Raw genomic sequence first — 13,826 nt, forward strand, 5'->3', positions numbered from 1 at the left:
TCAACTTTTCCGACATTAAGAGTATCAATAATTGTATTCTTAATAAGGTCTGAAAACTGAGAAGCCATATTTCCATTCATCTGAGAGAATAAACTCTCTAGTTCATTTATTTTACTTAATTCTACCATTTTTGCGAGGGATGGTCAGTAAATTTAAACAATTTCTATCGTTTTTTATTATTAATTGACTCTACAAAAGAGAGTATGAAAACCACTCATATAAATAGAGTGTTTTATGTGATTTATAAATCGAATCCTATACGCCTATAAACTGAAATTTTGGAATTTAAAACATAAATATTATAAAGAAGTAAATTATTTTAATATTAGATAAGAAACATGATTTTAAGACAATCAAACTTTCTTAACGCTCAAAGGATAACAGTTTTTGAACTCGCCTGCTAATGTAGTTCCTTTGGAATTGCGGGTTCAAATCCCGTCCTCAGCGTTTTCGTTTATTCTAAACTCAAACTTAAGTTCGTGATTTTAACCCTGTGATGTGGTCACTACGCAAAGCTTTGTTCTCACATTTTTTGTAAACAAAAAACTTCAAATCCCATCCTCAGCGTTATTTTCACATGCAATTGAATTGTGTGATTTAGAATAATTTCTACTTTTGATTTGTTTTTAACCTTTAGAATGTTATTTTATAGTTTAGTGCTGAAACCTTTGGAAAGAGGACTTATAGACTCTGTGGAGTTCGAGTAGAAAAAGTATGGATTAACATAATTAACCATTAACAATAGATTCTAATAATTCATAAGTGGATTTTGAAAAGGATTGGACCTCAAAAGATTTTGGAAGAGATAAAATATTTGCACATTTATCTTGCAGATAATTTTCCATTTTTCTAACTGTGCCTACAAGACCTAAGGTTCCATCTAAAACTAAATCTTTATTCCATCTACCTGGTGTTGCCCACCAGAATTTACAACTATTTAAGGATTGATCTAATTCATCTCTAACCTCTTGATATATAGGTGTATCTTCCCCAATATTTCTTATAAGTCCAAGTGCATATGACTCTAAATCCCTTTGAAGTTTGTGAACATTATTATCAGGATGTTTCCATAAAGGATAAGGTATTCCTTGGTGAATTTCGTAAGGTTCTGTTGACCATGAACCCTTGTATTTCTCAACATCCAATAAATCTACATTATGAAATTTACTTAAAATGTCTGAGAAGTGAGCAGATTCTAAACCTACATCTTCAATCGTACGTGCGAGATATATCATCGAATTCTCAGTGTAATTTTGGTGATGACCAATTGTTTCTATGTCAAAACTTAAGCAGGTATAGGCAGATTGATCTCCAAACCGAGATTTCAATTCCTTATTTAGTTCCAAAATAAAAGCTTCAGTATTAGTATCACCACTATCTGGACGAGTCATTGCAAAATCTGTACTTGGTACTTTAGCACGAAAAAATACAGGAAGACCATGTATTGAGGCTATATAATTGTGAGGTATAGGTTTATCGTTATGAGCACTAAAGACTGGTGCATCTGTTATAGTCCATTTGTAACCCATCTCTTTTATTATTTTTGCAAGATCTGAAGAAAAACCCATTTCTGGAGGAAAGAAACCTTTGGGTTGCCAAAGAGAGCCAAAGACTTCCTCATTTCCTTTATGATTTAATTCAATTTGTCTTTTTATTTCACTCTCAGGCAAAAGAGGTAAAAATGCATGATATGCAGCACTTCCAGTTAATTCAATTTTTCCTCTTTCGACACCCCTACCAATATTGTCAATTATGTTTTCTAATTTGTGCTCGATTAATAATTGTGTTAAAGAATAATTCATGTTTAATGAAATTTTTAAGTTTTCATCTGTTGTAGCAAGCCAATTTGTTAGCCAACTATAACACTCAGTTGTTATTTTTTGAAGAACCTCAGGATATTGCCATGGTGGTTGATACATATGAAGAAGCAATCCTATTTTTTGTTTAGTTCTTTTCATCTTATCTGAATTAACAAAAATGAGCTATATAAATGTTTTTAATGTGTGATAAATAATAAATCATAGTTGAAAATATTTTGAGGTAATTATTAATGAAGAAAAAAGAAGAATATTGTGATTTGAAACTTTATTGGACAAAGAGATTAGAAGATAGGGATTATTGATTTCCCACGATATATTTATAAATCCTTGTGCATATATATGCATTATGGCGAGAGCTAAAAAATGTAAGATAGTTTTAGAAAATCCTAACTTTACTTACTTTAAACCTGTAGGAGTCCCAATGAAGGATTTAAATGAGATGATCTTAAATATAGAAGAGTTTGAGGCTTTAAGGTTAAAAGATTTAGAAAAGAAGGGTCAAATTGATTGTGCTAAGATAATGGGAGTTCATCAGAGTACTTTTCAAAGATTATTAATTAAGGCAAGAGAAAAAGTAACTTTTGCGTTAGTGAATGGTTCTGCCATAAGAATTGAGGGAGGAAATTATATTAAAGATGAATAATAATACAGTAAAGAAGATTAAGAAAGTTTCAATTAAGAATTTTAAAGGTATTGTAAATTTATTACCTATTCTTTTAGGAGTTATTTTATTGATTAGTATAGTTAATTCATTAGTTCCTCAAGACTTTTATTCAAAGATTTTGACAGGAAATAGTTTTTATGATGTTTTGATGCTTGATTTTTTTGGTTCAGTTCTTGCTGGAAATCCTATTACAGCTTATATGATTAGTGAGGAATTGATGAATAATTCAGTTTCTTTGTTTTTAATTACAGCCTTTATTCTAGCATGGACAACTGTTGGAGTAGTTCAGTTTCCTGCAGAGAGTGTTTTAATGGGTAAAAAATTTGCTGTGACTAGAAATATTGTTGCATTTGTTTTTGCAATTATAGTTTCATACCTTACTTTTTTAATTTATGAGGTGATTTTCTTATGAAACCAACAGAAAAATCCATGTTTGGATATTATTTTTTAGGATTTGTTTTGATTTTATATTTATTTTTTAGTATTTATAATTTTGAAATAATAGTTGTTTCTTTGAATTATTTCTTTAGTTTAATGAAAAATGTTTTACCATTACTTTTATTTATCTATATTTTGATGGTTATTAGTGATTTTTATTTGACTGAAGAAAAAATAAAGAAACTTAGTAGTAAATTTAATGGTTTTAGAGGATGGATTTTAGCAATTATTAGTGGAATTATTTCATCTGGACCAATTTATATGTGGTATCCTTTTTTATCAAATTTAAAAAATAAAGGAGTAAGGACGGGATTTTTAGTAGCTTTTTTATATAATAGAGCAATTAAAATTCCTTTGATTCCTGTTATGCTTATAGTATTTAATGTAAATTATATTCTTGTTTTATTTGTTGTTATGGTTTTAGCTTCAATAGTTCAAGGAAAAATTGTCGAGGTAATTTTAGAAAAATGAAAATAGCAGTCGCGAGTGAATCAAAAGATGAAAATCTTGCAAAAGTTAGTCCTATTTCAGGAAGAGCATCATATTATTTAATTTATGATGATAAAGAGTTTGTTAAAGCAATTAAGAATCCATTTAAGATAGGTGGAGGAGGTGCTGGGCCAGCTGTTGCTCAAATGCTTACTAACGAAGGAGTTGAATTAATTATTTCTGGAAAATTGGGAGAGAAGATGATAGGGGTTCTTAATAGTAATGGAATTAAATATCAAGTTTCAGAAGAAGTTTTGATTAAAGATTTAATTAGAGATTTATAATTTTAATTTTAATTTTATTTTATTTTACTACTATTTTTTATTCTAAAATATTATAAATATTAATCACTAAATCGTACTTAGTACGATTTATGGTAAAAGAAAATAGTGCTCGGAAATTGAATTCAAAAACGAAGTTTTTGATTGGGTTGTTCTTAGTTTTTACTATTTTGTTTTTACCTTCTGTTTATAGTGCGGGAGAGCCTTGGTGGAATACTTCATTTGAATTTAGACAAGAGATTAATATTTCTACATCTGCTGGTGCAACTCCTGCAAATTATCAGATAGAGTTAGATCTTGATAATACAAATGTTGGTGCTAATTTTAATTGGTCAAGGAGTTGTGAAGATTTAAGAGTTCTTGATAATCAAACTAAATTAGATTACTGGATTCAAAGTTGTAATTCGGTTAGTGAGCAGGCAACTATTTGGGTTAAGATGCCTTTGAGTTTTACAACTGCTCCAAAGACTCTTCATATTTATTATGGAAATTTGAATGTTAATAATGAGAGTAGTGGAGATGCTGTATTTGATTTCTTTGATGATTTTAGTGGAGATTTGAGTAAATGGACTGAACATAAAAATCCAGATAAAATTTTTATTGTTGACAATTATTTACAAATTAGTGGAGCAACAACTTCTGCTCCTTATGGACACTCAGTAATTGGTTCTGATGCTACTTATTCTGGTTTCTTGAATGGAATTATTGATGGTGAACTATATCTTGATACTAATGCAATTGCGGAGATGGGTTTTAGAGGTAATTATGCTTCTAATACTGGATATAAATCAAGAGCTGATGCTAGACCTTCTGAGGGTGTTTCTCATTTAAAGCCTCCTTATAACGGTTGGGGGTTTTTAGCAGGATGTTCTGCAACAGGTGGAGGTATTACCACTCATACTTGGCTTCCTTTTAGTATTACTGTTAATTCAAATACATTTAATATTGTAACTCAAGGTAAGTCTGTAACTTGTACAGATAATTCTTACAATACTGCAGGAGAAATTTCATTTCATAATCATTATGGTTTATATTCAAGATTTGATAATATTAGAGTTAGAAAATATTTTGCATCAAATGTGAATATAGTTTATGGTGTTGAAGAATCTTTAGGTTTGTTAGATTTTAGTTTTTTAACACCATCTTCTGTAGGTATTGGTTATATATTTAAAGATGATGTTTTTAATATTAGTATTGCTGTAAGTTGTAGGAAGAAAGCGTCCCCTTTTAATTGTGGAGATATAAATTTTAGTTTAAGATACAATGATACTTCTACAACATTTGAGAATATTTCTTTAAGTTCAACTACTCCTTTATGGATAACAAGTCCTGCTCAAAGTTATTCTTTAGTTGATGATGAGACTCATATTATTTCATGGCTTCTAAATGGAAGTGGTAATGCTGGAGATTCATTTTTACTTGATGTGTTTGCTGTAAGTTCTGATGCTTTTACCTTTAATCAGAAATCTGCAGAAAATGGGCATGTGATAATTACAAATCAACCAATTGTTGCATTTAATCAGAGTATTTATGATTTTGGAAGTTTTTTTAAAAATTCTGGAAATAAATTGAAGACTTTGAGTATTTTGGCGGATTTAGGAATTAGCACAAATGTAACTGTTACGTGTGAGAGTGGAGACTGCTCAATGTTTAGTGATGATTGGGTTGATGGAACTGATATGAATGATGGTGATTCCTCTTTAATTGATTTTACTTGCTTTGAAAGTATTTCTGGAGATTTTAATGCAATATTTAGTGTGAGTTCTAATGAAAATCCTATGAAATCATTTGTAGATTTAAGTTGTAGTGTTGATAAAATTTATGGTCCTATTATGCCTCATCTAATTATTCCTGTTGAGAATACTAGTATTAATGTTATGCAAAATGAAACTTTTAAAATAAATGCATCTGTTGATTGTGTTGGTAATTGTGGAGAAATTACTGCTTTTGCTTTATATGATAGTTATGTTAATACTTGGAAAAATGTTCTATATCCATTTAAACAAAATATTACTTTGACTTCAGCAACTAGTATTAATTCGGGTTATCAAACTTTGTTAAGTTTTGATTCTTCAAATATTGGAATTAATTTTGATTGGTCAAATAATTGCGAAGATATTGCTTTTTATACAAATTATGATGAACTCTCATTTTGGGTTGAATCTTGTAATGTTGTTGGAGAGGAAATGAAAGTATGGATTAAGACTAATAATCAAATTAATGTTTCAGGATATGATTTTAGAATGTATTATGGATATATTAATACTAGTAAAAGTAATGGTGAGAGTGTATTTAATTTCTTTGATGATTTTTTAGGTTCTAGCCTTAATCTAAGTAAATGGAATTTATTATATGACCAAGGATGGTCAGTTTCAGGTGGTGAACTTATTGGAACTAATACTAATGGAATTTTGCATTCTGTAAATTCTTTTTCAAATCCTGTAATTTTGGAAACTAAAACTAAAATGGTTACTAGAGCTGCAAATGGAATGATGAGTTTAGGTTTTTATTCTAGTGCAGGAGATGGAGTAGGTATTCAAGAGATAAATGTTGCTCCAGGTCAGTATTATTATAGAAATAATGGAGCTTGGAGCTCAGCTACTGCATTTGATAGTTTATATAATTATCACTATAATAAATTTTCAATAGATTCATCTAATAATGTTGTATTAACAATTGTGGATTTAATTGATGGAACTACAAGTACAAAGTCTTTTTCAAATACAGTGAATTTAGAAAAAATAGCACTTGGTAGAAAATATGATAATGCTAATTTAAATCAAGCATATAATCAAAGATGGGATTGGATTAGAACTAGAATGTATAGTGCAATTGAACCTACAATTTTAATTTCAAATGAAGATAAACTCAATATTATTTCAACCAATGTTTTAGATATACCTTTTTATACTTTTAATCTGCAGCCTCAAAGTTGTAATCCTATTGAGGATGGATCATGTTCTTTTGAATGGCTTGTTAATGTAACAGGATTAATCAATTCAAGTTATAATGTAAGTGTATTATTTTTGTCAAATTATTCTAATATATTAAGTGCAACATCAGGTTTTGCTCAAGTGAATATTGTAAATAATTTACCGCCTTTAGTTAATTTAATATCTCCGAATAATAATTCTAAAATTTTGATAAGTAATGATTTTATAGAACTTAAATATAATGTATCTTCTATTGATACAAATGTTTCTTGCGCTTTATTTGTTAATGGTATTTTTAATACAACTCATAGTTGTAATGTGGGTGAGAATAATTTTAATTTATCTGTTAATAGAGGGGCTTATAATTGGTATATACAATCAAATAATTCTTTAGCAAGTACTGATTCTCAAGTTTTCAATTTTAATATAATAGAAGATTATGATTCAAGGATATCTAAAAAAATTTCAAATATTAATCTTGATTTGTATAAGTTAGAATTAAATATAGAAAATAGAATTAATAGTACAAATAATATTATTCCAATAGATTTTGTTGATAATAGGTTTAATTATGGTTCTTTTAGCACAACTTATGATTGGTTGAATTTAACAAATGGTTTATTGTATAATGGTTCAATATTGGGATGGGATTTGAATTTGATTCCTTTAGCTAATTTTAATATAAATTATTCTGTTACAAAAAATGTTGATGATTACTATTTACTTGATGAATTTATTATTGGATTAGAATAAAAATGTTTTATTTAATATTATAAATCATCTAATTTTACTATTTGAGAGGCTGAATAATTTTTATGATAAATTTTATTTTTTGTATGTTCAAATAAACTTTCTCCAATTACTGCAGAATTTATTGAAAAGTCTTCAATTATATGTATTCTTGGTTTCTCATTTTGCTTATAATAAGATTTATTAGTCTCATCTATTCCTTCATCTAAACATTGAATTCTTATATCTTTAGATAGGTCATAAGATGCAGCATAACCTCCTCCAAAGAAAAGATTTTTACATTTAAAGTTATTTAATTTATTCTCTTTTCCTCTGATTAATCTTCCACTATAATTTCGAGTTAGTTTTATATCATCAATAATTTTTCTTTCTAAGAATGAACTACTAAATTGGTAATAAGTATCTGTTTCTTCAAAGAATACAATACTATAGTCTAGATATTTATCTCCAGATAGTACTCTTTGAAGGTTTTCAATGTATTCAAGAGAATCTTCAACATGTCTATTTGTTAATAAATTGTTTATTATTGGAATTTTAGGATTGTGATGTAAGTATAGAAAAAATGGATGAACTAGTACTATTAAATTATCTTTTAGTTTAAGATTTGAGTGTTTTTGTATGTGTTCTATAGATGTATCGATTAGAGATTTTGGTTCAGGTTCTTGTCCATCATAAGTTTGTATTAATTGTTTGAATAATTCTGATTTTTGAAATGGATATAGACCTTCCTCTCTTAATTTTGAAATATGTTCTCTTTTTTCATTGAATTTTACATAATCTAGAATTTGATTTTCATCTGAAGTTAGAAATCCATTTAAATTTTTTAGAGAAGGCATTCTATTATTTTAAAATTAAAATTATAAGTTTATAATAAAAATAAACTGATTACAATTAAGATTACAATTAATCCTAAACCTGTTCCTAAATATACTGAAGATTTTTCAACTTCTGAACCAAATAAACTTATAGTGGTATTAGTTGTTGTATTTTCTTGAGTATTATTGATAGGTTTAATATCAATTCCACCTACTCCACCAGTGTTACATTCAAGAACTGTTAGAGTTGATTCTTCTTTTACAAATTTAGTTCCAAATGAAATTTTTTGTACTACTGTGTATGTTCCAGCTTCTAATAAACTAATATCTAAAATGTAGTTTTGTTGATCGATTTCATCAACTGATAGTTCATAATTATTTGTTGATTTTTCGATATTTGTTCCAACAATCTCTGAAGATACTGAAATAAATTTATCATTTGCTCCTAAATTTCTGTATTTTAAATATGTGAATAATTCTTTATCACATTTTACTACTGAAGGACTAATTGCATAAGAGTCAATAATAATGTTATCCATTGGCCTTACTATTTCAATTTGTTCTACTTCAATTACTTCTTGATCTTCGTATGAAACTCTAATCTCTAATGTATGTGGTCCATCTTGTGCGTCTTCAGGAATGTTGAATCTTAAAATTTGTGAACTTTCATCATTAATATCTAAGATGAATGATGATGAACTCTCAGTAATATCACTATTACCAAAATCTACATTTTCTAAAATACCTGTAATTTTCACATTTCTTACTGTGCTTGAACCTTGATTTCTAACTACTACTTCAACATCAAGTGTAGAACCTGGTTCTACTGTATCATCAAATATTAGTTCTTGAATGTATATATCACCAATTACTTTAACTTCTAGAGTTATACTTTCTTCTTCAATTTCATCTCCAGTTGCATCTAATACATGAATTTGAGTAATGTAAGTTCCACTAGCTTGTCCTGATGGTACATCAATTCTAATTTCAATTGTATCATCATCACCATTATCTAAATCAATATTTGTTGGACTAAATGTGATTGCTTCTTTAGGAATGATGTTGCTTGTGAATTTTTCTTCTAGGTCTCCATCTACTGAGAATGTTAATTCTGTAGCATCTACATCACCAGTGTTATCTACATCGAATTCATATTTTTCAATATTTCCTTCTTCAGCGATTACTTTTAAAATTCCTGATCTTACATCAGCTGAGTTTTGTAGAATTTCGATTTCTAAGTCACCAGTTAATACTACTCTGATTGTAAAATCTTCATCTAAACCTTCATCTGAAGTAATTGTCATAACTCCTTCATAAATATCTGCATCAACATTTGGAAGATCAATTTTAAAGTCTAAATTTTGAGATGTTTCTCCAATTGGAAGTGAATCGATTTCAAATTTATCGATGTCATCTCCTTCTAGAATAAAATCATTTTCGTCTAATTCATCATTTGAATTTTCTCCATCTAATCTTTCTATACTTATTCTAATGTTTGTTAGTTCTACATCACCATTATTTTCAATTGTAAATGAACCTTCTTGATTTCTAATAGTGTCATCTTTATCTATATCTCCTACAAAATCAATAATTGTTCCTGTAATTCCATTTAAATCAATTGATGGAGCACCAACAATATTTACTGTAATACTAAAGTCTACAGTGTTTGTGTTTGAAGGAGTATTATCATTTGTAAATGTTAGAACTTCATCAAATGTACCTGTACTTGAGCCTGTATTGTAACTGTAACTAACATCTGCAGTTGCAGCAGGTTGTAGGTTTTCAATTGCAGTTACATTTGTTGTGATTGTAATTCGAGTGTTTGTTTTACTAATTGTAAGATTTAACACCTCATCTCCAGTGTTTGTAACTGTTAATGTTTCAGTTTTCGCTGTGTTAACACTATCTGTTGAAGAAATAGCGCTAGGAGTTACTGTGAAATCTTGAACAGCAAAAACACTTGTAATTGTTAATGTTAGCATTAAGAATAATGCAAAAAATATCATTTTTATTGTTTTTTTCATTTTTTTGTTTATCGTAATTGATTTATTGTTATTACTACTCAATAAGTACTAATTTATAAAGCTTTTGGATTTGCCCTATTTGGGATGATAATAGTTAATGTATGGCAAAGTTTATATAATTTTTTAGAGTAGTATATTTATGAAAACTGAGAATAAGTTGTTTAATTATATGTTATCAATTGCTTTTATAGTGTTTATTGTATTTATTTTAGGTTCTTTAATTTTTGTAAGTAGATATGTTTTATCTGAAGAGAATTCTTTAGGTGGTTATGTTACTTCTACTCAAGATTTATTGGATGATGTTAATGAAGTAGAAGTTCCAATTGATGAAGTAGATACTTTAACAAGTTTGGAACAGAGAAATATTGATAGGTTTAAGTTTAATAGTTTTGAAGATAGTATTACTGATTTTTCGATTTTGAATGTTGATGAGGATAAAGGAATTATTAGTTTTGTTTTTGATTCTAAGATAGAACAATTTGAGAATATTTATTATATTGTTTTAAAGGATGAAATAAGACTTGAAGAAGGTTTTGATATAATTTATATTACTGAGACAAGTTCAGTTAGTTATGGTAGAGTTTTTTCTATTGAGGACGGTAAATATAAGGTTTTTAATTCAGATAGTAAAGAAGTTACATATGTTGTAAGAAGTGACATTTTAGGTAAAATATTGTTTAAGGATGAATCGCAGAACTAGAGTTGATAAGAAGTTAGGTAGTTTTTTTGTTTTTGATGAGTCTAGAACACAGAGTCTTTTTTCAAAAGGTTTTGGTAGTAAAAATGGTATAGTTTTAGAACTAAGTTCTTATGAGGTTTTGTATCTTTTGGAGAAAGAGAAAATTGAAGTGTTTTCAGTTGGAAAGGTTTTAGGGAAGGATAAAATTTTGAGTAGGAAAGAGTCTATGATAAATTATTATGTTTTTAAGGATTTGAGATCTAGGGGTTATAATGTTAAGAGTGGACTTAAGTATGGTTTTGTTTTTAGGGTTTATGATAAGGGTAAAAAGGTTGGAGAAGATCATGCTATTTGGCTTATTGAACCTATTTCTGAGTCTGAAAGATTTAAAATTTCTGATTTAACTGGTAAGAATAGAGTTGCTCATTCTACTAAGAAGATTTTATTATTTGCAATTGTTGATGATGAAGGAAAGGTAACTTATATTGAGACTGCTTGGAAGAGAATTTGATTTTTTAGTTCATATACTCACGAAAGAATAAATCAAAAAATATTTTTTTTGGTCATCGTTTAGTTCGAATACTCACGAAACGATAGATACAATATATTTTAATGTATTAGTTTGTTTACTTTATATGGAGTTGAGTTTGGTTCTAGTTTTACTTATTGTACTTTCGGGTTTTATTAAGGGTTTCACTGGATTTGGGCTTAGTTTGATTTTGATTTCAGTTCTTTTTGAAATGGGTTATACTGTTTCTGAGTTTTTACCTATTCTTGTTCCTTTATTTGTTGTTTTAGATATAATCTTGTATTTGGAGAATAGAAAAAATATTAAACTTGATTTTAATGAAAATTTTACTTTGCATCCAACTACTCTTATGACTCTTTTTATTGGAGTTTTGTTTGGAACTTATTTACTTACTGCAATTAATGGGGAGTTTTTAAAAATTTCTTTTGCAATTTTAATTTTAATCTTGCTTTTTGTTTTGGTTGAGAAAGTTGATATTCATCAAATGAGGACTCCTTCTGAGAGATCTAATGGTTTTTTTGGGTTTGGGGCTGGTATTTTGACTGGTCTTTTCACACTTAATGCAATGCCGCCTTCAATATATCTCATGTATTATCAGTATCCTAAAGAGAAATATATGGCAAATTTTGTGACTTTTGTTATTTTTTCAGATTTGATTTTAGTTGCTGTATATCTTTCTAAGGATTTGTTTACTTTAAGTGGTTTTTTTGTTTCCATGCAACTTTTCTTTATGGTTTTAGTTGGATTTTTGGGTGGGATTTATGCAAGGAAATTTGTTTCAACAAGTACATTTAAGAGTATAGTAATTATAATTTTAGGTCTTAATTCACTTAAAATTATATTTGATTATTTCTTATTTTAATACCATTATTTTTATAAATTTTCACTGTCGTTCAAGTCACAAGTTGACTGCTTAAATAGCATCAAACTTATAAACCTCTATTAATTTTTTTTATTAGATCTTAAACTTATTTATGTTTGAGATTTATGAAACCAATTACTTAAATGACAAATGGTACAAAGTTAAATGCTTAGCATTGCTTTGTCTAAAAATTTCAGAAATGAAATTTGTCTATTTTTGTACATAGTAAAAAAATGGTAGAAATCGATGAAAAACAAGCTTTTTTGATTATTCAAAAAGCAAAAGAAACTGGTTCAATTAGAATTGGTGTTAATGAAGTAACTAAAGCTGTAGAAAGAGGACAAGCAAAAGCAGTATTTGCTGCTAATGATGTTTCCCCTGCTGAAATTGTAGCTCACTTATCTGGTATCTGTACTGAGATGAAAGCAGTATTTGCTTCCCTTGGTTCAAAAGCTGAATTAGGTAGCGCAGTTGGTATTAAATCAACTACTGCTGTTGCAATTATCGATGCAGGTTCTGCAAAGAAAGATTTAGAAAAATTAACTGAAGAAAAAGCTGCTCTTGTTAAAGAAGCTGTTGTTGAAAAAGTTAAAGAAGAAGCTGCTCCTGTTAAAGAAGAAGTTAAGGAAGAAGCTGCTGTTGAGGAAGCTAAATAAATTTTGAAAAATGGCTAAAGTAAAAAAGACTGGAGCAGAAAAGTTTTCTGTGAGTATTCCTGGTACTGTTGAGACTATTGTTGGTAATGCTTCAGCTAAGGGTGGAGTTACTCAAGTAAGAGTTAAAGTTCTTGCAGGTAGGGATGAAGGCAAAATTATTACTAGAAATGTTAGAGGTCCAGTTAGAGTAGGTGATACTTTAATGATGACAGAAACAGAATACGAAGCAAGAAAACTTTTTAAGAAAACTAAAACAGGAGTAAAGTTCTAAAATGGTAGAATGTAGTTATTGTGGAACTGAGATTGCAAAAGGTACTGGAAAGATGTTTGTTAAAGATAATGGACAAATTTTGTATTTTTGTAAATCTAAATGTGAAAAAAATATGCTAAAACTGAAAAGAGATTCTAGAAAGTTTAAGTGGACTAAATCTTTTGTTAAAGGAGCTGCTCCTAATGAAGCTGCACCTAAGAAAGAGAAAGTTGAAAAAGCTGCTGCTCCTAAAAAGGCAGAAGCAAAAAAATAAATTTCTTTTAGAAATTTATGATTTTCTTTTAGAAATAAAAATGAAAAATAATTTGATTATTTTTTCATTGAATTAAATTCAAAATTGTTTATTATTCTTATGTTAATATTTAAATAGATTATTTGTTTTCCTCTTTGCATTGATTATAATCATAAGTACATTTTGATTGACATATGTTACTCAATAGACCTTCCCCACAAGAATATTTACATTCTTCAAAATTAGATTTACATTCATCTGTAAATTTCTCAATTACACTACACCCACTAAAAATTAATAAAAATAATGTAACTAATGTATAAATCATAATTTTCTTTTTATTTTTTTTAATCATTTTATTATTTCCTAGATTTATTTATTTA

The 13,826-nt window shown here is 28.1% G+C and carries 15 protein-coding genes; 11 read left to right on the forward strand and 4 right to left on the reverse strand.

Annotation, left to right across the window (positions count from 1 at the left end):
• Window positions 1–728 precede the first annotated feature (728 nt).
• Entirely contained in the window at window positions 729–1,958 is a 1,230-nt protein-coding gene (locus tag PF569_08860; GenBank protein ID MDA3856343.1) for a hypothetical protein, read from the reverse strand.
• A 208-nt stretch (window positions 1,959–2,166) separates the two neighbouring features.
• On the opposite strand from PF569_08860, the gene PF569_08865 reads away from it, so the two are divergent.
• From PF569_08865 to PF569_08885, 5 genes are all read left to right on the forward strand, one after another.
• Window positions 2,167–2,463 carry a DUF134 domain-containing protein gene (locus PF569_08865; GenBank protein ID MDA3856344.1) on the forward strand — a complete coding sequence of 99 codons (297 nt, stop codon included), beginning with the start codon at window positions 2,167–2,169 and terminating at the stop codon, window positions 2,461–2,463.
• Window positions 2,456–2,896 (forward strand): hypothetical protein, encoded by a 441-nt coding sequence (locus PF569_08870; protein MDA3856345.1) that lies wholly within the window; start codon window positions 2,456–2,458, stop codon window positions 2,894–2,896. The genes PF569_08865 and PF569_08870 overlap by 8 nt, the downstream gene beginning before the upstream one ends.
• Window positions 2,893–3,393, forward strand: coding sequence for a hypothetical protein (locus tag PF569_08875; GenBank protein MDA3856346.1), 501 nt, complete (start codon window positions 2,893–2,895; stop codon window positions 3,391–3,393). The genes PF569_08870 and PF569_08875 overlap by 4 nt, the downstream gene beginning before the upstream one ends.
• Complete coding sequence (locus PF569_08880; GenBank protein ID MDA3856347.1) at window positions 3,390–3,695, forward strand: hypothetical protein; 306 nt, start codon at window positions 3,390–3,392, stop codon at window positions 3,693–3,695. The genes PF569_08875 and PF569_08880 overlap by 4 nt, the downstream gene beginning before the upstream one ends.
• Before the next feature lie 89 nt (window positions 3,696–3,784).
• On the forward strand, window positions 3,785–7,378 hold the full coding sequence (locus PF569_08885; GenBank protein ID MDA3856348.1) for a DUF2341 domain-containing protein: 3,594 nt from the start codon (window positions 3,785–3,787) through the stop codon (window positions 7,376–7,378).
• A 17-nt stretch (window positions 7,379–7,395) separates the two neighbouring features.
• Here the strand turns inward: PF569_08885 and PF569_08890 are convergent, their stop codons facing one another.
• Window positions 7,396–8,211 carry a hypothetical protein gene (locus PF569_08890; protein MDA3856349.1) on the reverse strand — a complete coding sequence of 272 codons (816 nt, stop codon included), beginning with the start codon at window positions 8,209–8,211 and terminating at the stop codon, window positions 7,396–7,398.
• 29 nt (window positions 8,212–8,240) lie between these two features.
• A complete protein-coding gene (locus PF569_08895; GenBank protein ID MDA3856350.1) occupies window positions 8,241–10,214 on the reverse strand; it encodes a hypothetical protein in 1,974 nt (657 codons plus the stop codon).
• A 139-nt stretch (window positions 10,215–10,353) separates the two neighbouring features.
• On the opposite strand from PF569_08895, the gene PF569_08900 reads away from it, so the two are divergent.
• The 6 genes from PF569_08900 (at window position 10,354) to PF569_08925 (ending at window position 13,464) form a co-directional block, all read left to right on the forward strand.
• A complete protein-coding gene (locus tag PF569_08900; GenBank protein MDA3856351.1) occupies window positions 10,354–10,914 on the forward strand; it encodes a hypothetical protein in 561 nt (186 codons plus the stop codon).
• Window positions 10,898–11,404, forward strand: a complete 507-nt coding sequence (gene endA, locus PF569_08905) for a tRNA-intron lyase (GenBank protein ID MDA3856352.1) — start codon at window positions 10,898–10,900, stop codon at window positions 11,402–11,404. The genes PF569_08900 and endA overlap by 17 nt, the downstream gene beginning before the upstream one ends.
• A 124-nt stretch (window positions 11,405–11,528) precedes the next feature.
• Complete coding sequence (locus tag PF569_08910; protein MDA3856353.1) at window positions 11,529–12,284, forward strand: sulfite exporter TauE/SafE family protein; 756 nt, start codon at window positions 11,529–11,531, stop codon at window positions 12,282–12,284.
• A gap of 233 nt (window positions 12,285–12,517) precedes the next feature.
• Entirely contained in the window at window positions 12,518–12,940 is a 423-nt protein-coding gene (locus PF569_08915; protein MDA3856354.1) for a L7Ae/L30e/S12e/Gadd45 family ribosomal protein, read from the forward strand.
• Between the two features lie 10 nt (window positions 12,941–12,950).
• A complete protein-coding gene (locus PF569_08920) occupies window positions 12,951–13,211 on the forward strand; it encodes a 30S ribosomal protein S28e (GenBank protein ID MDA3856355.1) in 261 nt (86 codons plus the stop codon).
• 1 nt (window position 13,212) lies between these two features.
• A complete protein-coding gene (locus tag PF569_08925) occupies window positions 13,213–13,464 on the forward strand; it encodes a 50S ribosomal protein L24e (GenBank protein MDA3856356.1) in 252 nt (83 codons plus the stop codon).
• A 118-nt stretch (window positions 13,465–13,582) separates the two neighbouring features.
• On the opposite strand, the gene PF569_08930 is transcribed toward PF569_08925, so the two are convergent.
• Complete coding sequence (locus PF569_08930; GenBank protein ID MDA3856357.1) at window positions 13,583–13,798, reverse strand: hypothetical protein; 216 nt, start codon at window positions 13,796–13,798, stop codon at window positions 13,583–13,585.
• Window positions 13,799–13,826 lie beyond the last annotated feature (28 nt).

The sequence above is a fragment of the Candidatus Woesearchaeota archaeon genome (assembly GCA_027858315.1).
GTDB lineage: Archaea > Nanobdellota > Nanobdellia > Woesearchaeales > UBA583 > UBA583.